We start from the raw sequence: 22,301 nt of genomic DNA, 5'->3' as shown, positions 1-22,301 counted from the left end.
CGTTTGGAGCAAAGCCCCTTATGTCACGACCGTCGCTTTCATCTACCCGGGAATCCGCCCGCCAGGCCAAGAGTGGTTTTAACTACTTTATGGAAGGCTTTCATCTTATTCGCCGCCCCGGCCTGCGTACTTTCGTCTTTATTCCACTGATGATTAACCTGCTGCTGTTTGCCGGTGCCTTTTACGTGGCGTTTGGCCAGCTTGAGCAGCTTTTTGCCTACATCAGCGGCCAGCTGCCCGAATACCTGTCCTGGCTTAACTTTTTGTTGTGGCCGCTGGCGGTCTTGACCATGTTGGTGGTGATGGCCTTTATTTTCAGCTCAGTAATGAATTGGCTCGCCGCCCCCTTCAATGGTTTGCTCGCGGAAAAGGTAGAGCAGCTGCTCACCGGCAAGCCTCTGTATACAGGAACGACTTCGGACTTAATCAAAGACTTGCCGCGGATCCTTGGCCGTGAATGGCTCAAGCTCAAGTACTACCTGCCCCGCGCAATCCTGTTTTTACTGCTGTTTTGGGTGCCGCTTGTTGGGCAAACCGCCGCCCCTGTGCTGTGGTTTTTGTTCAGCAGTTGGATGATGGCGATTCAGTACTGTGATTATCCCTTCGATAATCACAAGGTCCCGTTTAACGACATGCGTTTCGCCCTGCGGCAAACCAAGGGCACCAGCATGAGTTTTGGTGCCGCCGTCACCTTGTTTTCGATGATCCCTGTGGTGAATTTTATTGTGATGCCAGTGGCCATTTGCGGCGCCACCGCCATGTGGGTTGACCGTTATCGCGAAGCCTACCGCCACCCCAACATAGCGCCGGAATAATCGGCCTCAACTTTGCAATCAGCACCACAAAACGCCCGCTTCTATGCGGGCGTTTTATTTCCATTCAGAATTTGTAACAAATCCACCTACATAGCGACCTTCGGCTGGGTTACACTCGCCCACAAAATAATGACAAGAACACACTTAATGAAACCCTTTCGTTTCCCTTTAGCCCCCGCTGCGGCGCTGCTGTTTGCCTTAACCCCAGAGCTCAGCCTTGCCGGCAGTGCCAGCCAATTTGATATTCGCATTCCCTCACTTGCCACAGAGGCACAGATTGACGGCGATCTCAGCGACCCTGTTTGGCAGCAGGCATCCAGCACTTTTCTGACATTCGAAACCCGTCCGGCCGAAAATGCCCCCGCAACAGTGCAAACCCAGGCATGGGTATATGCCACAGACTCCACCCTGTATGTGGCATTCAAGGCTAACGATCCCAACCCGGGCGACGTCCGGGCCCACTTACGCCCCAGAGACGATATCTGGGGCGATGACATGGTCGGTATCAAGTTGGATACCTTTAACAATGCCCGTCTTGCCTATCAGTTTTTTATCAATCCACTGGGGGTTCAACTCGACTCCATCGAAAATGAGCTTAATAAGACTGAAAGTGCCGCCTGGGATGGCATCTGGCAGAGCGCGGGGAAAATCACAGACACAGGTTATCAGGTTGAAGTGGCTATCCCACTGTCGCAATTGAGTTTTGATGATAGCCCCGGTGACAAAACCTGGGGATTTGAGCTCATCCGCTTTCATCCCAGAGACGCCGAGCGCAGGCTATCGACCCACGCCATTTCCCGGCAAAACAGCTGCCAGTTGTGCCAGCTCGGTGTGGCGAGCGGTTTGGCCACGGTCAATCTTGGCAACGGGCTTCAGGTGACGCCCTCCCTCGTCGCCAAGGGCCACAGAGTTCGAGGACAAGCCCCCGGCAGTGAATGGCAGGATGAGCAGGATGTGGATGCGGGCGTGGACCTTCGCTGGGCGCTGAGCCCATCTTCCTTGCTCAATGCCACCCTGAATCCCGATTTTTCGCAGGTGGAAGCCGATGCAGGCCAGCTGGACGTCAACTCGAGTTTCGCTCTGTTTTTCGATGAAAAGCGCAGTTTTTTCCTTGATAACAAAGAGTATTTCGACTCTCAGGTCTCACTGCTGCATACCCGCAATCTGGTTGACCCGGACTATGGGGTAAAATTTACCCACAAGTCAGAGGCACACACCTTTGCATTTTTGGGTGCCAACGACAGCGCCAGCCACTTTCTGGTGCCCGGTAACCTGGGCTCTTCGGTTGCCACTATCGACAGCGAGAGCCACAACCTTGCCGGCCGCTATCTCTACACCAGCAGTGAGCGGCTTGCCGTAGGTGCAGTCATCACCGGCAAGCGCAGCAACGATTACCACAATCTGGTGTTGTCGGCGGATATCAAATACCAGCCAACGGCCCAGGACACCTTTATCGGCCAGTTTGCCAGTTCAGACACCCTGTATCCCGTCGATTTGTATCGGGACTTTTGTGGTTCTGATGATGACTGCCTGCCGGCAGACAGCTGCGTTCTCAACGATTGCCAACTCAATGAACAGGTACTCAGAACCCATAAAGACCGTGCGTTTCGGGGCGAGATGTACCGGCTTGGCTATAAGCACGCCACCAGAGACTACTACCTCAAAGCCGATTACGAGTCGGTGGGTGAGGATTTTCGCGCCGATCTGGGCTTTATCGAGAAAGTCGACCAACGTAAAGCCGTGCTGGGCGGCGGTTATATCTGGTACCCCACCGACAGTTGGTTCAACGAAGTGGAGCTTGGCGGCGACTGGGACATTACCCAAAACCAGAATGGCGAGAAAATCGAGCAGGAGCTGGAAGGCTGGCTCTCGGCTGAAGGTGGCTGGCAAAGCTGGGTAGGCGGTGGCTGGTTAACCCGCGAAAAGGTGGGGCGTCGACTCGATGCAAGCTCACTCGCCATTGACGGCAACACAACCCTGTTTGATGAAACCCGTTTCTGGGCTGAAGCCAGCGCGCATCCGCTGTCGTGGGTTGGCGGGGGTCTGGCCGCATCCTGGGGAGACGAAGTTGACTTGCAAAATAACCGCCTGGGAACCAGCCTGCGGGCCAGCGGCGAGCTTGAGCTCAAGCTGACCGACGGCCTGATGATTGAGGCAAGCCACGCTTACTATGCCCTCGATGTGGACGAAGGACGACTTATCACCGCCAATCTCACGGATGTGCGCATCAACTGGCAGCTGAATGTAGAAAGTTTCATTAGATTTTCAGGTATTTATACCCACATTCGCCGTGACCCCGGGCTTTACCTTTACCACAGGCCGGATAACCTCAGCAAAGATTTGGGCACAGAGCTGCTGTATGGCTATAAGCTCAACCCGCTCAGTGTGTTTTATCTGGGTTATGCCGATGGCATGCAGGCGGACGACCATTGGCCGGGCTTGACCCGTACCGAACAATCGCTGTTTATGAAGATGAGTTACGCGTTTATTTTGTAACTGACTGAAAGGTATTAAAAAGCGCAGCATGGTTCATCTGCTGCGCTTTCAGTACTCCTGCGACGCTTTCAAAACGAACTTACTCTGCCAACACGCAGCGATTACGCCCGCTTGTTTTGGCTTGGTAGAGTGCCACATCGGCACGTTTTATCAGGCTATCCAGAGTATCCCCGCTGCCTTGCCCAAGCTCAGCAATGCCTATGCTTGCGGTCAATCTCAGTTCCAGCTCACCAAACACAAATGGCTCCATCGCCAGGCGTTCACGAAAGCCTTCCATCAGTGCCAGCACACGCTTGCCGTCCAGCCCTTTCAAAGCCACTACAAATTCCTCGCCGCCAAAACGGGCCACGGTAAAATGCTGCCCGAGCGACTGCTTCAAGCGGGAAGCAAACTCAGTGAGTACAAAATCGCCGACATCATGGCCATGGTTATCATTGACGTCTTTAAAAAAATCGATATCCAGCACAGCGAGCGAAAAACTCGCGCCCTGCTGCCCCAGCACTGGCACCTGCTGACTGAAGCGATTGAAGAAAAAACGGCGGTTATATACTGAAGTCAGGTAATCCAGATTGGCCTGCTCCCAGAGCTGCCTGACCATCTCAAGGGGTTCCAGGGTGTTACTGACGCGACAGTGAAACTCTTCGTGTACAAAGGGCTTTTGCAAAAAATCATTGGCACCGTTTTTAATAAATCGCGCCGTGAGGGTTTCGTCTGTGTCGTTTGAAAGACCGATAATCGCCATTTCCTCACGGCTGAATTTTTCCCGGGCCTTCAAGATAAGTTCAAAACCATCGATACCCGGCATATTGTAATCGGCAATAAGCAGGCGAATGCCGGGCACGGCGTCAAGCAGCTCCAGGGCCCTGCTGCCGTTTTCGGCTTCAATCACTTCAAAAAGATGCAGCTCCAGCAGGTTACGGACAAACTTGCGGCTGAGGGCCGAGTCGTCGGCCACCAGCACCTTGGTGTGGCGGTTGCGGGCAAGGGTGGCGATGAGTTTGACGACGTACTCGTAACTGTAACGGTTTTCCTTGTAGACATAATCCACTATGCCCATTTGCAACAAGCGCCGTCGCTGCTGCGCATCCAGGCTGCCGGTCAGCACGATACAGGGCGTCTGACTGCCAAGCACCAGCTCGACACTCTCCCCGCCCGGTGCATCGGGCAGGTTGAGATCGCAGATGGCCACAAAATAGTCATGCTCGGCGAGCAGGGCCGCGGCGCTGGCTAAATCCGGCGCAACGTCAATGCTGCACTCGAGCTGATGAGTCAGCATATGCTTGAGGACGCGTGCTGCCACGCTGCTGTCTTCGACGACCAGAATCCGCACCCTGAGACTCCTTACACTGCCCGCAAAATAAAGCTGCCAATGGAATAACCCGCGCCGAAGGAGCACAGAAGTCCCAGGTCGCCACTGCCAAGCCCTGCTCTGTGCTGATGCAGCGCAATGACAGAGCCGGCCGATGCCGTGTTGGCATAACGGTCGAGCACCACCGGCGCCTTATCTGCACTCACATCATCCCCCAGCAGCTTCTTCACCACAAACTGGTTCATATTGATGTTGGCCTGATGCAGCCACAGCCGCTTCATGGCCTCAGGCGTGAGGCCTGCCTCAGCAAACTGACTGTCGAGATGACTGTAGATCATAGGCAAGAGTTCTTTGAACACTTTTCGGCCCTGCTGATGGAACAGCTTGTCGGCGTCGTAGGCGGTAGCCGGATCGCAGCGATTGAGAAAGCCAAAATTGCTGCGAATGTTGTTGGAATACTGGGTCACACAGCGATGCCCGAGGATTTCGAAGCTCTGGTGGCTGCGACTGCCGACCAAAGGCTCAACCACCATGGCTGTGGCCACATCACCAAAAATAAAATGGCTGTCGCGGTCTCGGTAGTTGACCTGCGCCGAGCAAATTTCGGGGCAAATTACCAGGGCGCGTCTGGCACTGCCCTGGGCAATCAACCCCTTGGCGGCAGCCAAACCAAAGGTCGCCGAGCTGCAGGCCACCTGCATATCAAACCCGAAGCCCGATGTACCCAGGGCCTGCTGAATCTCGATCGCCATGGCGGGATACGCCCTTTGGGTATAGGCGCAGGCGACTATGACCAGGTCGATATCTGATGGTTGCAGCCCGGCATTGGCCAGAGCCTCCTGAGCGGCCAACACCCCCATTTCACCCTGCAGTGACAGGGCATCCGCTGGCCGCTCCGGGATCAGCGGCATCATGATTTCAGGGTCGAGGATCCCGTCTTTCACCATCACATAGCGATGCTTAATCCCCGAGGCCTTTTCAATAAATTCGCTGGATGAGTAGGCAAGTGGCTCAATGTGGCCAAGGTCGATTTGGCCTTCATGCTCCCGGTTAAAGAGATCGACATAGGCATTAAAGCTGGCGACAAGGGCATCATTGTCTATCCCCTCCGGCGGCGTAAAAACGCCGGTGCCGGTAATGGCAATTGACTGAGTCATGTTTTGTTTCCTTCTGGATCTGGGGTCTGCCGTGGTTTGGTTAAATCAATCACCACGGTGGACGATATCTTGTCCTGAATGGCCTGGCGGTTTGCGTCCCAATACACCTGCAAAAAACCCAATAGTCCGGTCGCGAACCCGGCGCCATAGCCACCATAGCGGCCAAAAGCAGCCCAGAGTCCCAACTTGGAGCCGTCCAATGAAATCACCCGGATCCCAAGGAGTTTTTTGCCCAGTGTCTGACCATCAAACCAGGCGGTAAACACAGTAAAGTAGAAAGCGGCCCAGCCGAAACCGAGGCCAAGGTCGTTCAAAATGCCTTTTACCCACTGAATGAGGCTGTAGTTGCCGATGGGGGCGGCCTCAAAATCTTTAAACCCACTGCCAGACTGGATGTCTCTGTCATCATCCCCAGGGGACATCTTCACGGTTGTGGGCGTATTATCCTGAGACTGTGCAGCGTCCGGAGCCGAACCGGTCTGCAACACGGCTGAAGTGGCTTTATCTCCAGTCACGGCCGCACTGCCGCGTTCTGGCAACCCGGCCAAATGCACCTTTAGCCGCTCTTTCAGCGCCATACGCTCCGCATCCGTCAGCGAGACCTCATCCAGGGTGCCAAAAAGCAACGCCTCGGCTTCTTCCCGGGACAGTGATGAGGTCGACAGCTTTTGGGCAAGGGCATCTGCCTGTTCCTCGGCGCAGCGCTGGTTTTCGCAAAGCGCAAGTGCGGTTGTGTTTGGCGCCAATGCGATTAACTGGGTCACCGATATGCCATCGGACTGTTGCGCGCCGGCATTTTCTGCGCCGTCGCCACGCTGCGCCAGCGACTCAGATAACACATAGAGCATAATCAGGGTCATCAAGAGGTAGATAGCCAGCTTGGCATAGCGGCCAACACTGGTGAGGCGTTTATTCAGATAAGAGGCGAGCAATACCAGCAGCACAAACACCACACCTGCTTCCTCTGCGAGCACAGCAATCACCAAACCATCGATGGTGATGGCAAGGGCACGTTTCAGGGGGGATGCCAGCGGCGTGTAAAGCAGGCCTTCATTCACACTGAAGGCGTGGGGCGTAATGATGGTGCGGGGGTCCTTGCCACCGGGCAAGGCGCCTGTGTGATTGGCTTGAGGCTCTGTCATGCTTGTGTCCGGCGGTTGTACACCCGTGGATGACAACTCTCTTGTTATTGATTTGAGGTTATCACATTCAATTGCCGAACAAATCAGACATTATGAATAAAAGAGAATGCTTTAATAACTAAAAGAAATAACGAAGAACAAAGAATCACTTCTCAACGGCGTAACAGCGATTATGCTTAAATGCGATAAAGTCACAGGAGCTGCATTCCCATGAGCAAAATCTTTGAAGATAATTCATACACGATTGGCAATACCCCCCTGGTGCGTTTGAACCGCGTCAGCAACGGCAAGGTGCTGGCCAAGGTTGAAGCACGCAACCCCAGCTTCTCTGTAAAGTGCCGCATCGGCGCCAACATGATTTGGGATGCCGAAAAGCGTGGTGTGCTGACCAAAGACAAGGAACTCATCGAACCAACGTCCGGTAACACAGGTATTGCGCTGGCCTACGTGGCAGCGGCCCGTGGTTACAAACTGACCCTGACCATGCCCAACACCATGAGCCTGGAGCGCCGTAAGCTGCTCAAGGCACTGGGTGCCAACCTGGTGCTGACCGAAGGCGCCAAAGGCATGAAAGGAGCTATCGAAAAGGCCGAAGAAATCCGTCAATCTGCACCGGAAAAATACGTTCTGCTGCAGCAGTTTGACAACCCTGCCAACCCGGAAATCCACGAAAAAACCACAGGCCCCGAGATCTGGAATGATACCGACGGTGCCGTTGACGTGGTGGTGGCCGGCGTGGGTACCGGTGGTACCATCACAGGTGTGAGCCGCTACATCAAGAAGGCGCAGGGCAAGGCCATAGTGTCTGTGGCTGTTGAGCCTGTAGACTCACCGGTGATCAGCCAAACACTGGCCGGTCAGCCAGTACAGCCTGGTCCACACAAAATTCAGGGTATCGGTGCCGGTTTTATTCCTGGCAACCTTGACCTTGAGCTGATTGACCGTGTTGAAACCGTCAGCAACGAAGACGCCATCGAAATGGCCCACCGCCTGATGAAAGAAGAAGGCATTCTGGTGGGTATTTCTTCCGGCGCTGCCGTGGTTGCCGCCAACCGCATCGCTGCCCTGCCCGAGTTTGCCGACAAAAACATCGTGGTAGTGCTGCCGTCAGCTGCCGAGCGGTACCTGTCTTCTGTACTGTTCCAGGGTCAGTTTGGCGATCAGGAAAACGTGCAGTAACAAGCACCGGTAAATGTCTTACGATGGGTTGTTCATTTGGCAACCCACACAAAAAAGCCCGCCCCCAATAATTTGGGGGCGGGCTTTTCACATAAAGTCGTTATGCAGAAATCGCCGCAAATTGGGATTCGAGCAGGGACGTCACGGCGCTCTTGCACTCTTCTTCGTCCCATGGCCGAACTGTATAGCGATACTCCAGCAGCCTGATAAGTCCCAGCATCTGACACGCCAGCGCCCGCGGCGCACTGGCACCGATTTGACTGAAAAAGCCCATCATGGGGCCGAAAATGGCATCATCGAGTGCGACTATGGCCTGGGCCAGCGCTGGGTTACGCAGCGCCTCTTCATGGAAAGCCAACTCAAGTAACCGCCCTTCCCTGTCTTTGGCATGGCCCTTGATGTGTTCGCAAACAAAGCCGCCCAGCATGGCCACCAATTGCACCCGGCGACTGCGGTCTTTAAGCGAGGCCGCGTTAAACTCTCCCAGCGCCGCAAAACTCCGCTTTTCCAGGGCCAGATTGGCCGCCATGGTTTTTTCCACATGAAATGTCAGGGCATCGTGGATCAATTCTTTGATATCACTGAAGTAATACGTAGTTGAAGCCAGCGGAACCTGGGCCATTGAGGCCACCGCCCGGTGGCGTACTCCGCGGATCCCTTCGGCCACTATCAGCTTAAGGGTAGCCTCGAGAATGGCAACTCTGCGGGCCTGGCCATCACTGCGACTCGCTTGCCGGCCGATATAAAGTAAGGGTTGTAACATTCGCGCTTCCTGACGTTGGGCCTCACCGCCTTTGTTTTTAAAAGCTATCACCTTTACTGCCTGCATTAAATTCCTGTTTTGAATAATAAAGGGTGATTGCATCCCGGTGTGTATGGCTATTTCCGCGCAGTTCGGCTGCCACAATGGCCCACTGCCGAGGCTTATACCAATTTCCACAAGCCATCTTGTCGTTACACTAAAAACTGCTAATATAATCCATCAGAATTTCATATAACCAATAATTATAACAATTCAACACGAGCACAGAAAAAGCCATGAGCCAGTCAAAGCCGTTGATCTATCTCGACGCCAACGCCACCACTCCCGTATTACCCGCCGCTGCCAAAGCCGCCATGGATGCCATGGAGCATATCTACGGGAATCCCTCCAGCAGCCATATTACCGGTCTGCAGGCCAAAGCCCTGATGGAACAAACCCGCGCCGCCGCCCGCAAACAACTGGGTTCCGGCGCAGGTAAACTGGTGTTCACCAGCGGTGCAACCGAAGGCATCCAAACCGCGATTTTGTCGGCTCTGGTGGCAGCCAGGAACAAGGGCGTCACGGCAGGGGCCTGCTTATTGTATGGCGCCACCGAGCACAAGGCCGTTCCTGAATCCCTCAAACACTGGAACAAGGTCCTTGGCATCAATGCCGAGGTGCTGGCAATTCCGGTGGATACCCAAGGTCGTCTGGATATGGCGTTTATCCGCGACAAAGCCCCCAGCGCACTGCTTATCTGTACCATGGCGGTGAATAACGAAACCGGCGTGTATCAGGATCTGAATGCCCTTTCACACTGCATCAGACAGGCCAACCCCACGGTCTTCTGGATGGTCGACTGCGTGCAGGCACTGGGAAAACTCGCTATCGATTTGGCCAGCAGCGGCATTGACTACGCGCCCTTCAGTGGCCATAAACTCTATGCCCCCAAAGGCATTGGCATGCTCTATATCCGCGATGGCGCTCCCTTTACACCCTTTATCGCCGGTGGTGGTCAGGAAGGCGGATTGCGTTCAGGCACCGAAAACCTGCCGGCCATGGCGGCGCTTAAAGTAGTGCTGGATATGCTCAATGGTGATGCCCAGGAGCGCTTTGAGTCCAAGGAAACCCTCAAGGGCTATCGTCTCAAGTTACTTGCGGCACTTGAGCAAGCCTTCGGCGAAGTGACGCTGAACCACAGCCTGGATAACACAGTACCTACTACCCTGAACTTTGCTATCCCGGGCTTTTCCAGCAAGGAAATCATGGATCTCTTTGATGCCGCCGGGATCCGTGTCAGCTCAGGCTCTGCCTGCAGCTCTAAAGTCACCCGCAGCTTTGTGCTGGATGCCATGGGATTGCCCCGCTGGCAGAGTGAATCGGCTATTCGCCTGTCATTTGGCCCGGCCATGACAGCTGCCGAACTGGATGCCGCCTGCGAGCGTATCGTGACCGCCGCATCCTCCCTGACCCATTCCTGTTTGCTCACCCGCGACTCCCGCAGCAGCGAAGCAGACCGCGAGCCGCTGCAGGGCCTGGTGCAATTTAAAGACGATGGTGCCTGCTGCTGGGTGTACACCGATAAAGACAGCCGTGAGACCCTGATAGTTGACCCGCTGCCAGCCCTGAAACACCGTTTGCTCAATCTGGTTCGTTGTCAGGAACTCAAAGTGGTGGCCGTGCTGGATACCCATGGCCATGGCGACCATCAGAGCATACGTACCGAGCTGATCGGCGAGCTTGGTCTCACAGAAACGTGCGATCACCTGGGTTGGCCTTTGAGCAGTAAAGGCCAGATGTGGCGTGACGAACAGGTAAAGCGTCTGGTGCTTGGAAACCAGACCCTGATATCACTGCCAAGCCCCGGTCACACAGACGACAGCCACAGCTTTATCATGCTGGACGATGCTGACACACCTCAGTTTGCCTTTGTGGGCGATACCGTGTTGCCGGGCAGTATTGGCCGCAGCAACTTCCCATCCTCTTCCAGCGAGGCACTGTTCCATACCCTCAAGCGTCTGTACCGGGTGTTGGGAGACCAGAGCCTGCTGCTGTCTTCCCATGATTACCACAATGATTTCTTCACTAATTTTGGCGTCGAACTTAAACAGTCAGCGCTGCTAAAGGACGTTCTGACCGGCGCAATGGATGAAGCAACCTTTGTTGCCCGTAAAGACGCCATGGATGCAACTCTTCAGGATGTGCAGGGTGAAACCATCATGTGCGGTGCCTATGGTCAGTGCCAACAGGCTAAAGGGGTCGAAGAATACAGTGCCGATACCCTGGAGCAGTTGCTTCACAGCAATCCAGAGGCTTTGGTATTGGATATCCGTGAACCTCATGAGTACCAGCTATCCCATCGTGAGAGCCGCTGCGTTAATGTCCCCCTCACCCGCCTGGCCGGGTTTGTGGCGCGGGAGACTGATGCCCGCAGTCTCCCCCTGGTGTTGATTTGCCGCAGTGGCAGCCGCTCACTGGTGGCAGCAAGGGCTCTCGAGCGTTTTGGTTTCAGCGCAGTTGCCCACGTGGCAGGGGGTTATGCCTTAAGTCAGCGCTGATTGGGCTGATGGCATGAAAACAGCAAAAAAGCGCCTGTGGGCGCTTTTTTTAATTCTGGGACATGAGCTGCCGCCCACTGTTGTAATCAAGGACACCAAGGCCAGGGCTTTTTTACCCAAGCCTTGGCATAGATCATAAGCCAGGCCAGCAAAGCCTGATACAAATGGCCTTTTTGAATTCAGGGCCGAGCTATGCCTTTCTATTCCAAGCCAAAAGCGCTGCATGCATTCGATGCCAAATGTGAAGCGCAGAAAATCGCCTTTGCTCCTATCAGTTTCCAGGCCGCGCGCTGTCTGCTGCGCTTTGGTGTCCTTGATGCCATAGACCAGACCGGGGGCGCGAGCGTTGCGGAAATACACCAGAAGCTCCAGTTTGCCGGCGAGCCATTATCCCCGTATGCACTCGGTGTCTTGCTGGACATGGGACTCAGTATGGGTTTGTTGTGGCACGAAGACGGCAAATATCAACTGGACAAAACCGGCCATTTTTTACTCCACGATGGCATGAGCCGGACCAACCTCGAGTTTGTGCATCATATTTGTTATCAGGGCATGTTTAAGCTGGAAGAGTCATTACTGAGCGGCACCCCGGCCGGACTGAGTCAGTTTGGCGATTGGGACACCCTGTATCCTGCACTGTCATCCCTGCCCTTGGCGGCAAAAGAAAGCTGGTTCGCCTTCGACCACTTCTATTCAGACCATGCCTTCGACAGCCTGTTGCCTCTGGTATTGGCAGATAAGCCCGCGCATCTGGTCGATATCGGCGGTAACACCGGCAAGTGGGCCAGGGCCTGCTGTGGTTATCAGGCAGACCTCAAAGTCACCATCATGGACTTACCTCAGCAACTTGCGCTGGCTAGCGTGGCCTGTGCGGAGGCGGGCTTTGCCGAGCGCATCCATTATCACCCAGTGGACTTACTTACCGAGGCTCCGAGTTTTGTCCAAGGCGCAGATGTGTACTGGATGAGTCAGTTTCTCGATTGCTTCAGCGAGGCGCAAATCCGCGCCGTGCTCAGCCACACCCGCGAGGCCATGGGCAGGGACAGCCGTCTCTATATTCTGGAAACCTTCTGGGATAAGCAGCCCAATGAAGCATCCGCCTACTGTGTGAATGCCACCAGTCTCTACTTTACCGCCATCGCCAATGGCAACAGCCGTATGTACCACTCCAGTGTGTTTGAGCGCCTTATCGCTGAGACCGGGCTCGCTATCAGCTGGCAAAAGCACAATATTGGCCTGGGCCATACCCTGCTCTGCTGCGAGATTAAATAATACTTACCTTACGATTAACAACATTCAAATATGATTACCATAGCACCCACCTTAAACTGTTTTCACCCAGGGACCGATTCAGGTTCAGGAACTGACTGTTTATGAGGAGCGCTATATGAACCGGCAATCCATGCAAACCAACCCGACACAGGGCGTCTTTGAGACGGGGCTGCATAAACGCCTCCACGCAAGCGCGGCCAAATTGCCCAGTCCACTGGGGGGGCTGGCACTGGCCATTGCCAGCCTGGGCTGGACGCTGGAGAATGTCCTTCCCGCAGCAAACGGAATGGCCCAGCTTGCGGGCAGCCTGCTCGGTGCCATTTTGCTGATGGCCCTGACCATCAAGTTTATCCTTCACCCCAAAATCCTGGCCGAGGAGCTGGCCCATCCGGTGTTGGGCAGTGTTATCCCCACCTATGCTATGGGATGGATGGTGGTGTCCCGCTGCCTTGGCAATTATGTTGCCGGCGCAGGTGAGGTGCTGTGGTTATTGGCTGTGGCCGCACATCTGGGCTTTCTGACCGTCTTTTGTGTTCATCGCTGCCGTAGTTTTTCTCTGGATAGCATGGTACCCAGCTGGTTCGTGCCCCCCATTGGCATCATAGTGGCGGCGGTGGCCTTTCCTCCCCATGGCCCAAGAGTGCTGGCAGAGGCTCTGCTGTGGTTTGGAATGCTGGCCTACCTTGTGATGCTGCCAGTGATGCTGTACCGGCTTATTTTTCGCGCCGCAGTGCCCCAGGCCGCTCAGCCAACCCTGGCCATTCTCGCCGCCCCGGCAAGCCTGTCATTGGCGGGTTATCTGAGCCTTATCCCCGAACCTTCGGTGGTAATAATAGGTTTATTGCTGACCCTGGCAGTGCTGATGACCAGTATCATCTATCTTGCCTTCTTCCATTTGCTGCGGTTGCCCTTCAGCCCCGGGTTTGCCGCCTTTACGTTCCCCATGGTCATTGGCGCCACGGCTCTGTACAAAACCCACGATTGGCTGGCTGGCCAAGGGTATGTCAGCAAGCTGACTCAGGGGCTGTCACATCTGGCAAATCTTGAGCTGACTGTCGCTGCGGCAGTGGTACTTTTTGTGAGCGCAAAATATCTGGCTTTCTACTTCAAACAGCACAAAAGTTAATATTCGAGCAGATTAATTCAATCAAATTTATTAACAACTCCCCAAATGATATTTGTTAACAAATAGGAGTATTTAAAATATTCCGAGGTGGAGCCGACAAAATATACAGAATAGCGACCCTTATATACTTGAAAAAATCTCTCTTTTTGCAGATTTTTTGCTCTTACACATTTTTTTAATTATGACAATTTGTTACTTTTCATTGCGATTTAAAGGAATTTATATCTTCGCAAACACACCAAAAATACGATAATGAAACCTTTATTAAATAATAAAAAACCTTTTATTAACACCTGAAACCATTTAAACCAAAGCCAACGCTCACAAAACGTCACATTGTTTTATTTGTGTTATTTTTTGGTTTTATTTTTGGTTTATATTCATAAACTTCTAATACTTTAGCTCTGTGTTGCACATGTAAATTCGGTGTGGTTATATCTCCAGCCAGACGAATTTCGATCACGGATTTAATTAATTTGTATCGGGATATCGTCCTATAAAAAGCAAAACACATTTAAGTGTCAGGGAGATTATCATGCTCGTTAACAACACTCTGGCCAAAGCGGTACGCTTTGCGCTGATCGGTGGTGCTGCTTCTGTAGCTATCACCAGCGCTACCGCCTTTGCCGAAGAAGCCGATGGTGCAAAAGTAGAACGCATCGAAGTAACAGGTTCACGTATTAAGCGTACCGATCTGGAATCAGCAACGCCTGTTACCGTTCTTAGCTCTGAAGAAATGGCCAAGCAAGGTTTCACCACTATTCAGGACGCTCTGGAAAGCCTGACTTCTACCACAGGCGCCATGACCACTCAGTCTGTGCACGGCTTTACTCCAGCCGCTTCTTCTATCAGCCTGCGTGGCGCCGGTGCCAGCCGTACTCTGACGCTGATCAACGGTAAGCGTCTGAACCAGTATCCAAAGCCAGCCGGCGGTACTGACAACTTCGTTGACACGGCCAACCTGCCAATGGAAGCCGTAGCCCGTATCGAAGTACTGCAATCCGGTGCTTCTGCCGTATACGGTGCTGACGCCGTAGGTGGTGTGGTTAACATCATCCTGAAAGACGATTTCGAAGGCGTTGCCCTGAAATACCGTCACGGTGACACCACTGAAGGTGGTGGCGGTTCAGATCGTATCGCCCTGTCTCTGGGTGCCTCTTCTGACCGTGGTAACGTGTCTACCTTTATCGAATTCACCGATAACGAGCGTCTGAGAGCCTCTGACCGTGAAGTATTCGGTCTGCACACTGATAAAGTACCTTACAGCGAATACTCTGCCTACAGCTCTTACGGTGCCCGTATCGCCGGTGGTCCAAAAGGCAACACCTTTGCCGGCAGCATCCCAATGGAGCGCTGTATTGCTGAAGGTTACCTGTGGGTAGCCGAGAAGAACCTCTGTGGTTTCGACCGCTCTGCGTGGCGCGATCTGGCACCGGAAAGCAGCCGTTTCATCAGCTCAACCAACTTCACCTATGAGCTGTCTGACGACCTGTCTTTCGTTGGCCGTATGGATTATGCCAAGGCACAGTCCACTACCCGCATCGAACCAATGGGTATCGACAACTACACAGTGACTGTAGCCGGTGACCAAATCACTCTGGGTGTTGACCTGGATCCAAGCCTGACCAAGAGCTTCAACAAGACCACTGGTCTGGGCGGTGACTTTGCCGATGCTCCCGATGGCGAATACTACTATGTTCGTCGTCTGCACGAGTTCAGCAACCGCAGCGGTGAAACCAACACCCAAAACTTCTTCTTTACCGCTGGTCTGGAAGGTGTGATTGCCGACAGCTACAACTGGGATGCGTCTGTTAACTATGGTCGCACTGAACTGGATATCTTCAGCTCAGGTTACGCCAGTGTAGGCAGCATGTTCAGCTACCTGTCTCAGGGTGAGAACGGCGTTTCTGCCCTCAAGCCTATGACTGCCGCTGAAGTAGCCAGCGTGGCTTACTCTCCATTCGAGCGCGCTCAGTCTACCCAGAAAAACGTACAGGCCAACATCTCCGGTACTGCGTTTGAACTGCCAGCCGGTGACGCTGACTTCGCTTTCGGTGCTGAATACACCAAGCAAGACTACGAAACTGACACAGATTCTGAGTCCAAGAAAGGTAACATCCTGAGCCGCGGCGGTTCATCAGGTGCCGGTGAGCGTTCTTACTGGGCAACTTACCTGGAAATGCGTCTGCCAGTTCTGGAAGATCTGGTTGTTGATGCCGCTGTACGTTATGACCGTTACTCAGACTTTGGCGGCAACCTGACTCCACAGGTAGCTATCGAGTACCGTCCAATGGACGAGCTGCTGGTACGTGGTACCATCGGTAAGGTATTCCGCGCCCCAGACATGCACCGTGTATACGGTGATGCCACCAAGGGCTTCGCCACTGTAATCGACTTCAAGAAGTGTCAGGAACTGGGCGGTTCTCCAGGTAAGACACATCCTGATGCCACCATCAACACAGTGTGTAACGAACTGCACATCGACTCTACCACCGGTGCCAACAAGGACCTGAAGGCTGAAGAAGGCTACACTGCCAACATCGGCGCGGTATGGGGCGGTGAGAGCCTGAACGCCTCTATCGACGTGTGGGAATGGAAACTGGATGACATGGTGAGCGATATCAGCGCCAGCAAAGCTGCCCGCGAATACGAAACCTATGCCAACATGATCACCCGTGATGAGACCGGTACCATCACTCACATCAACGCCGTTGCCCAGAACCTGGCTTTCCAGAAAGTTCGCGGTATCGACGTGACTGCCGGTTACGGTTGGGATATCAACGAGTTCGGTGAACTGAAACTGAACTTCAACGGTTCTTACCTGCTGAAGTCTGAAGGCCAGACCGATCCTACCGCTGCGGTAGATGACGATCTGGACGATGGCGGCCTGCCACAGTACCGCGCCAACATGGTGCTGAGCTGGTTCATCGAAGACTTCGAAGCCACTGTGGGTGCCTACCACACTGCACGCATGCACGGTTCTTCTTACAAGTCATTCAAGTCTGACAGCCCTGAGTTCAACGAAAGCGATTATGAAGTTGCTTCTCAGACCAAGTGGAACCTGACTGCCGGTTATAACATCACCGACGGTATCAAGGTTAAGGCCGGTGTTGTGAACCTGTTCAACGTAGGTCCTAACTTCGACCCAACTGACACCTCTTGGCCACACTACCCACGTTCCGTGTACAACGCACGTGGTCGTGAGTGGTTCGTAGAAGGCGAAGTGAAGTTCTAATCGACGCTGAGTCCTGAATAAAAACGGCACCCGAGGGTGCCGTTTTTTTATGTGCTTTGATAGGTTCAATGCCTGAAAGCGCGCTATTCATGTTGCCTGGTCGTTAGCCATAGGCTTACAGGACTTCAGGAACAAGACCTGTAATCAGACGGCTGGCATTAGATAGCCAGCCGCGCTTAGACTGCAAACTGCGGCGCTTAAATCACCAGTCACCAGAGCGAAGCGGCATTTTTCCGTCAGTTGAAGCCGAGGTAATGTGCCCCAATTACCATCACACTGGCGGCAATCAGCAGTAACAGCATAAAACGCCAGATAAATTTCACCCAGGCGCTGAATTCAACCCGGCACACCCCCAGGGTTGCCATCAAAGAGGCCGATGTAGGCACCAACACATTGGTAAAACCATCACCCAATTGAAATGCCAGCACGGCCACCTGACGGCTCACGCCAACGATATCGGCGAGCGGCGCCATCAAGGGCATGGTCAGCGCCGCCTGACCAGAGCCTGAGGTCACAAAGAAGTTGAATACCGACTGAAACAGCAGCATAAACCAGGCCGACAGCGCATCGGGTAAATGCCCGATAAAGCCGCCTGCAGCCGAGAGAATGCTGTTGAGCACCGAAGGCTCTGTGGGGCCGCCCTTGCCGAGTAAAATCAAAATACCCGCGGCACTGCCCACCAACAAACAGGGCTCCAGCATGGTGGCTGCACCATCTTTAAAGGCCCTGGCCATGCCATTGAGGGTGAGGCCGTTTAAGTTAAAGATCACTGCAATCAAACCGGCAACCAGCCCCATGGTGAAAAATTGGCTGGCAATCTCAGGGATAAACCAGTGTTTGGCTACCACGCCCCAAATCACCCACACCATGGTGGCGATTATGGTGGCGAGCACCAAATAATCACCCAGATTAAATCGGCTGTTGCCAGCGTGGTTTTGGTCGTTACTGCCCTGCTGGGCCTGTCTGAAGTGGGCGTCGGTGGCATAGCTGTAGGACAACGCCGGCGCTGCCTTGATTTTACGGGCATAAATCATGGTAAAAGCGATGCCAAGCAGGGTAAAACCTATCCACATGGGAATACGCACCGCTGCGCCCGAGAGCACGGGAATACCGGCAATCCCCTGGGCAATGGCCACACTGAAAGGATTCATCCAACTGGCACCGAAGCCCACCTGGGTAGCCACATAGGTCACCATCACTGTGGTAATGCCATCATAGCCAAGACGTATCATCAACGGGCAGATGATGATGGCAAAAGCAATGGCCTCTTCCCCCATGCCGAACACGGCGCCGCCGAGGGAAAACAGGCTAAAGAGCACGGGAATAAACAAAAACTCCCGCCCCTGGGTGTGGTGAATAAGCCGCAATATGCCGTTATCTATGGTGCCTGTGGCCATCACAACCCCGAAGGAGCCGCCAATCACCAGCATAAACATGATTACGCCAACGGCACTGCCCCATTTGTCGCCTGATACCAGGCCTTCAAACATGTAGTTGAAGAAGCCTTTACCCTGAGGGTCAAAGGCAGGGACCGGTGCCAATTTCGGCTCACCCTGTTCATCGAGGTCGTAACGGAACGAATCCGGGTCGACCACCTGACGGGTTTTCTCCACCCCGTCCTGCACAAAGGTCACTGTCTGGGTATCAAAAGACCCCACTGGCACCAAATAGGTCATGAGTGCGGCAAAAAGCGCCACAAAAAATATGATCACCAGGGTGTCCGGCATCACCCAGGTACCCGTCCGGGGCGGCGGCGCAATGGCAGTGGCACTCGGTGAAGGGTCAGGTCTGGTCGTCATCGTCTGTACTTATCCAGTTAATCATCCACGAATACATTACATATCCATGAACACATTGAAACGAAAGGCGCTGACTATACCTCAAAAGCCTTTAACTGTCCTTAACACCGCCCACACCATCAAGGCTCAATAATTTTTTATGCGGTTGAATAAAAAGTAAAAATATAAATCCACATCACGATTTCCAGGCAGTAGATATCGGCGCCACAGTCTCTGGGCAGAAAGCCCACACCCAAAGTGTGCGCCGGGCAACAGAATTCAAAAACTCTGCGATGGGCCATTTAAGGCAAGGCCGCGCGCCTTATAGAATGACAGGCAACCATCAATTCCTCTGATAGCTGCTGTCATGAAATACACCCTCAAACAAATGTCGGTATTTGATGCTGTCGCCAGTCTCGAAAGTGTGTCCGGCGCAGCCCGTAAGCTGTCCATGACCCAGTCCGCCGTCAGCATGTCGCTGCAACAACTGGAAAGCTTGCTCGGCAGGCCGCTCTTTATCCGTCAGGGAAACCGGCTGATGTTGAGCCATTGGGGACACTGGCTCAGACCCCGAGCACGCAAGCTGTTGGCCGATGCTCAACAAATTGCCATGGGACTGCACGACCAGCACCTGCTATCCGGCAGTTTGTCCATGGGGGCCAGCCAAACGGCGGCTGAACACCTGCTTGGGGATCTCATCAGCCGTCTTGATAGCGACTTTCCACAAATCCATATTGAGCTGATGGTCGAAAACACCGAAAACGTTATCACGGCCGTGCAGGAGTATGAGGTGGACTTTGGCATCATCGAAGGGCGCAGCGACGATGCCCATTTGGTGTTGGAGCCCTGGCTTGACGATCATCTGGTGGTGATTGCCGCGCCCCACCATCCCTACGGCAAGTACGGAAATGTCAGCCTGTCACAGCTGGAGCAGGCCAAATGGGTACTGCGGGAGCAAGGCGCCGGAACCCGGCGAATTTTCGATGCTGCTATCCATGGCAATCTCGACAGATTAAACGTATGGCGGGAGTACGAGCAGGTACCTGTGCTGAAGGCGCTGGTAAAAAATGGCCCCTACCTCAGTGCACTGCCCTATTTGGATGTGGAGCGGGATGTGGCGGCCGGGCAACTCATTATCCTGTCAACGCCCAAACTGAACATGAAGCGCCAGTTGTCTTTCGTATGGCGCGCCGATGCCACCGAAAACCCGCTGCGTGACTGTGTAATATCCGAAGCAAAAAGGCTCGCGCGCCACAGGCACACGAGCCAGGAGAAAGTCTGAAGGAGTTATGCGGGGACTTTTTCTCTGACACTTTGCAGCAATCGCAGCAAGGCATCACGGTGAATGACGCCCTTTAGCACCCCGGCGTCCACCACCGGCAAGGTTGCGGGACTGGCTGCCACAGCGCCCCTCAGACGCTCTTCATAGGCCTGATATCCCGTTCCCAGCCAATGCCCTTCGCCGGTCACAGGAAAGAGCCGCTGCCTGTCGACCACCCAGTATTCCAGCACGGTCAAAAGCGGCTCATCGGCAGCGACTGTATGCAGCACTTTTTGCATCATGTCCCCTACCCGGTAACTGCCATCGGCGGCAAACTCCTCCGCCCACAGGCCCCGCATCGCGTCCTGGGGTGCGAGCATTCCCACAAGGCGGCCACCGTCGGCCACCACAGGACAGGACACGCCACCCGCACTTTCCATCAGTGCCAACGACTGCCACAGGTTCATATCCGGCGTTAAGGTGACAGCTGGCTCCAACAAGGCGGAAACGGTAAGGGTATTCAGGTGTTTATTCATCATGGTTTGCTCCAACGATAAGGGTGACGCTGCCGCAGGATGAAGCCCATCGGGCAGTGGTGTCAGACAAGGTGAACTGGGTGTGGGTTTAAAATGCGTGTTAGTGAACTGGCTTGGCTGCCCGGAATGGCGGAGGCCTGCCGGAGCACCATCGGCAACAGATACGCAGGCTTCGGTGGTAACCAAACTAAGCCCGGCCCCAATATTGGCAGGGGTAGCAGAGACAGAGTGCGCCGAGCGCTCTCCCAACCTGTGCACGCCCAGGAGCCCCATCCCCACCAGCACAGCGCCGCCAACGATGTTGCCGAGGGTGACGGGCAGCAGATTGAGTTGCAGCATGTTGGCGGGTGTCAGCTCAGCAAGCCGCGCCGGCTCAATACCATGGGTAAGCAATAACGTATCCGGGATGTGCTGAGCCAGCATGCCGGCAAGAGGCAGCAAAAACAGGTTGGCGATGCTGTGCTCAAAGCCGCTGCTCACAAAAAGCGCCACCGGCAGCATCAGGAGCAGCGCCCGGGTGCCCGGATTAGCACTGAGAAAACTAAGCCAAACCCCAAGGCAAACCAAAAAGTTACAAAGTACCCCCAGGAAAAACGCCTCCCACCAGCCGTGGTGCAGTTTGTGAAGTGCCGTGGATACCAGATTAACCCCCCACAGCCCTCCATCGAGTTGCCACACACCCGCAAGCAGCACCAATACGGCCAGACTCAGCGCCCCCAAGGCGTTGCCACAATAAACGCAAAGCCAGCTTTTTAGCAGGGTCGATAACCGGGCCGAGCCCTGAACCCAGGGGATGGCGGTCAGCACTGTGCCCGTAAAAAGCTCCATCCCCAGCAGTACCACCAACATCAGCCCCAAACTGAAGGCGAGCGCACCGGCGAGACGCACCATGCCCCATGGCGCGCCGGCGCTACCTGTGGTCACCGTCAGGTAAAAGACAAACCCCAGACCGATGAAAATCCCTGCATACACGGCCTCGGCAAACCGTTGCCGCTGTCCCTTTGCAAGCTTCTTTCGGCTTGCATAACAGATATCGGCCATCAGGCCGCCTTCGCGTGTCCCGGGCAGTGTCGTGCCCTTGGTTGAGCGCGGCGGCGCCAACGGCGTTTTACGCTGGTGGAGATGAGTTGGCATATCTGGCACCCATATCAATAAAAAGTTTCTGTACCAACAGCTTGGCTGCTGCATTGCGCCAAATGTAGCAAGCAGCAACCATTAGCAATATCGAATACTTTTGATGCTAGATATCAGTTTGTTTGATAGAAAAAGATTGAAAGCGACCTTTTGAACAAGACTGAGTGTCAGTCAGAACACTCGGTAGTCGCCACTGTCACAAAATTCACAGAAATAAAGCCAAGAATTTGAAAATAAATGAAAAGTGCGGAGTTTGGGCTTCCAATTACATCCGTGGCCTGCACGGGCTCGTGAGTGAACCCAGACATGTGAAGCACCTGGCAGTGAAACAAGCCGGTCATGCCGGGATGGCACCTCCGGAATAATCACTCCCAAACCAGTGAGCTGAGCCTTGAAGCAGGGTGCAGAGCTTTTAAGGTAAATAGGTGGCAATAAGCCAGACTAGCTGACGCGGGATAATTGATACTCAGGTAAAAAGCCGGTGTTCTTCCCTACGTCGGCCCTGCGCCGGCCCTGCGGCTGCGTCTGGTTGCGGGTGTTGCCCCCTAAAACCCCCTCCCC

Annotated in this window: 14 protein-coding genes; 8 read left to right on the top strand and 6 right to left on the bottom strand. The window is 54.1% G+C overall.

Annotated elements, in window-relative coordinates:
* Positions 1–20 precede the first annotated feature (20 nt).
* Together cysZ and K0H63_RS08075 are read left to right on the top strand one after the other, a co-directional pair.
* Positions 21–815: a sulfate transporter CysZ gene (cysZ, locus tag K0H63_RS08080; RefSeq protein WP_220067495.1), complete on the top strand. Its 795-nt coding sequence runs from the start codon at positions 21–23 to the stop codon at positions 813–815.
* Between the two features lie 147 nt (positions 816–962).
* On the top strand, positions 963–3,311 hold the full coding sequence (locus K0H63_RS08075) for a carbohydrate binding family 9 domain-containing protein (RefSeq protein WP_258405678.1): 2,349 nt from the start codon (positions 963–965) through the stop codon (positions 3,309–3,311).
* Positions 3,312–3,390: 79 nt separating this feature from the next.
* Here K0H63_RS08075 and K0H63_RS08070 read toward each other — a convergent pair whose 3' ends face one another.
* The 3 genes from K0H63_RS08070 to K0H63_RS20075 are packed head-to-tail and all read right to left on the bottom strand — an operon-like array spanning position 3,391 to position 6,919.
* Complete coding sequence (locus K0H63_RS08070; protein WP_220067493.1) at positions 3,391–4,641, bottom strand: response regulator; 1,251 nt, start codon at positions 4,639–4,641, stop codon at positions 3,391–3,393.
* Between the two features lie 11 nt (positions 4,642–4,652).
* Complete coding sequence (locus tag K0H63_RS08065) at positions 4,653–5,777, bottom strand: beta-ketoacyl-ACP synthase III (protein WP_220067492.1); 1,125 nt, start codon at positions 5,775–5,777, stop codon at positions 4,653–4,655.
* Positions 5,774–6,919: an RDD family protein gene (locus tag K0H63_RS20075; protein WP_258405677.1), complete on the bottom strand. Its 1,146-nt coding sequence runs from the start codon at positions 6,917–6,919 to the stop codon at positions 5,774–5,776. The genes K0H63_RS08065 and K0H63_RS20075 overlap by 4 nt, the downstream gene beginning before the upstream one ends.
* A 210-nt stretch (positions 6,920–7,129) precedes the next feature.
* Between K0H63_RS20075 and cysK the strand changes: the two genes are divergently transcribed.
* Positions 7,130–8,098 (top strand): cysteine synthase A, encoded by a 969-nt coding sequence (cysK, locus tag K0H63_RS08055; RefSeq protein WP_220067491.1) that lies wholly within the window; start codon positions 7,130–7,132, stop codon positions 8,096–8,098.
* A gap of 100 nt (positions 8,099–8,198) precedes the next feature.
* On the opposite strand, the gene K0H63_RS08050 is transcribed toward cysK, so the two are convergent.
* Positions 8,199–8,861: a TetR/AcrR family transcriptional regulator gene (locus tag K0H63_RS08050; RefSeq protein WP_220067490.1), complete on the bottom strand. Its 663-nt coding sequence runs from the start codon at positions 8,859–8,861 to the stop codon at positions 8,199–8,201.
* 275 nt (positions 8,862–9,136) lie between these two features.
* Here K0H63_RS08050 and K0H63_RS08045 point away from each other — a divergent pair, with 275 nt between their 5' ends.
* From K0H63_RS08045 to K0H63_RS08030, 4 genes are all read left to right on the top strand, one after another.
* Positions 9,137–11,398, top strand: a complete 2,262-nt coding sequence (locus K0H63_RS08045; RefSeq protein WP_220067489.1) for an aminotransferase class V-fold PLP-dependent enzyme — start codon at positions 9,137–9,139, stop codon at positions 11,396–11,398.
* 192 nt (positions 11,399–11,590) lie between these two features.
* Positions 11,591–12,670, top strand: coding sequence for a methyltransferase (locus K0H63_RS08040; RefSeq protein WP_220067488.1), 1,080 nt, complete (start codon positions 11,591–11,593; stop codon positions 12,668–12,670).
* Between the two features lie 115 nt (positions 12,671–12,785).
* Complete coding sequence (locus tag K0H63_RS08035) at positions 12,786–13,796, top strand: TDT family transporter (RefSeq protein ID WP_220067487.1); 1,011 nt, start codon at positions 12,786–12,788, stop codon at positions 13,794–13,796.
* Positions 13,797–14,331: 535 nt separating this feature from the next.
* Positions 14,332–17,031, top strand: a complete 2,700-nt coding sequence (locus tag K0H63_RS08030; protein ID WP_220067486.1) for a TonB-dependent receptor plug domain-containing protein — start codon at positions 14,332–14,334, stop codon at positions 17,029–17,031.
* Positions 17,032–17,267: 236 nt separating this feature from the next.
* Here K0H63_RS08030 and yfcC read toward each other — a convergent pair whose 3' ends face one another.
* Positions 17,268–18,830, bottom strand: a complete 1,563-nt coding sequence (gene yfcC, locus K0H63_RS08025; RefSeq protein WP_220067485.1) for a putative basic amino acid antiporter YfcC — start codon at positions 18,828–18,830, stop codon at positions 17,268–17,270.
* A 346-nt stretch (positions 18,831–19,176) separates the two neighbouring features.
* On the opposite strand from yfcC, the gene K0H63_RS08020 reads away from it, so the two are divergent.
* Positions 19,177–20,091: a LysR substrate-binding domain-containing protein gene (locus tag K0H63_RS08020; protein ID WP_220067484.1), complete on the top strand. Its 915-nt coding sequence runs from the start codon at positions 19,177–19,179 to the stop codon at positions 20,089–20,091.
* Positions 20,092–20,096: 5 nt separating this feature from the next.
* On the opposite strand, the gene focA is transcribed toward K0H63_RS08020, so the two are convergent.
* A complete protein-coding gene (gene focA, locus K0H63_RS08015) occupies positions 20,097–21,740 on the bottom strand; it encodes a formate transporter FocA (RefSeq protein WP_220067483.1) in 1,644 nt (547 codons plus the stop codon).
* Positions 21,741–22,301 lie beyond the last annotated feature (561 nt).

The sequence above is a fragment of the Shewanella zhangzhouensis genome (assembly GCF_019457615.1).
Lineage (GTDB): Bacteria > Pseudomonadota > Gammaproteobacteria > Enterobacterales > Shewanellaceae > Shewanella > Shewanella zhangzhouensis.
The sequence above is the reverse complement of the archived record's forward strand: the minus strand, read 5'-3'. Positions and strand labels throughout refer to the sequence as shown.

What these genes read in the sequence shown, in the direction of transcription:
- cysZ (WP_220067495.1), top strand. Translation starts at nt 21, where the DNA reads ATGTCACGACCGTCGCTTTCATCTACCCGGGAATCCGCCCGCCAGGCC.
- K0H63_RS08075 (WP_258405678.1), top strand. Translation starts at nt 963, where the DNA reads ATGAAACCCTTTCGTTTCCCTTTAGCCCCCGCTGCGGCGCTGCTGTTT.
- K0H63_RS08065 (WP_220067492.1), bottom strand. Translation starts at nt 5,777, where the DNA reads ATGACTCAGTCAATTGCCATTACCGGCACCGGCGTTTTTACGCCGCCG.
- K0H63_RS20075 (WP_258405677.1), bottom strand. Translation starts at nt 6,919, where the DNA reads ATGACAGAGCCTCAAGCCAATCACACAGGCGCCTTGCCCGGTGGCAAG.
- cysK (WP_220067491.1), top strand. Translation starts at nt 7,130, where the DNA reads ATGAGCAAAATCTTTGAAGATAATTCATACACGATTGGCAATACCCCC.
- K0H63_RS08050 (WP_220067490.1), bottom strand. Translation starts at nt 8,861, where the DNA reads ATGTTACAACCCTTACTTTATATCGGCCGGCAAGCGAGTCGCAGTGAT.
- K0H63_RS08045 (WP_220067489.1), top strand. Translation starts at nt 9,137, where the DNA reads ATGAGCCAGTCAAAGCCGTTGATCTATCTCGACGCCAACGCCACCACT.
- K0H63_RS08040 (WP_220067488.1), top strand. Translation starts at nt 11,591, where the DNA reads ATGCCTTTCTATTCCAAGCCAAAAGCGCTGCATGCATTCGATGCCAAA.
- K0H63_RS08035 (WP_220067487.1), top strand. Translation starts at nt 12,786, where the DNA reads ATGAACCGGCAATCCATGCAAACCAACCCGACACAGGGCGTCTTTGAG.
- K0H63_RS08030 (WP_220067486.1), top strand. Translation starts at nt 14,332, where the DNA reads ATGCTCGTTAACAACACTCTGGCCAAAGCGGTACGCTTTGCGCTGATC.
- yfcC (WP_220067485.1), bottom strand. Translation starts at nt 18,830, where the DNA reads ATGACGACCAGACCTGACCCTTCACCGAGTGCCACTGCCATTGCGCCG.
- K0H63_RS08020 (WP_220067484.1), top strand. Translation starts at nt 19,177, where the DNA reads ATGAAATACACCCTCAAACAAATGTCGGTATTTGATGCTGTCGCCAGT.
- focA (WP_220067483.1), bottom strand. Translation starts at nt 21,740, where the DNA reads ATGCCAACTCATCTCCACCAGCGTAAAACGCCGTTGGCGCCGCCGCGC.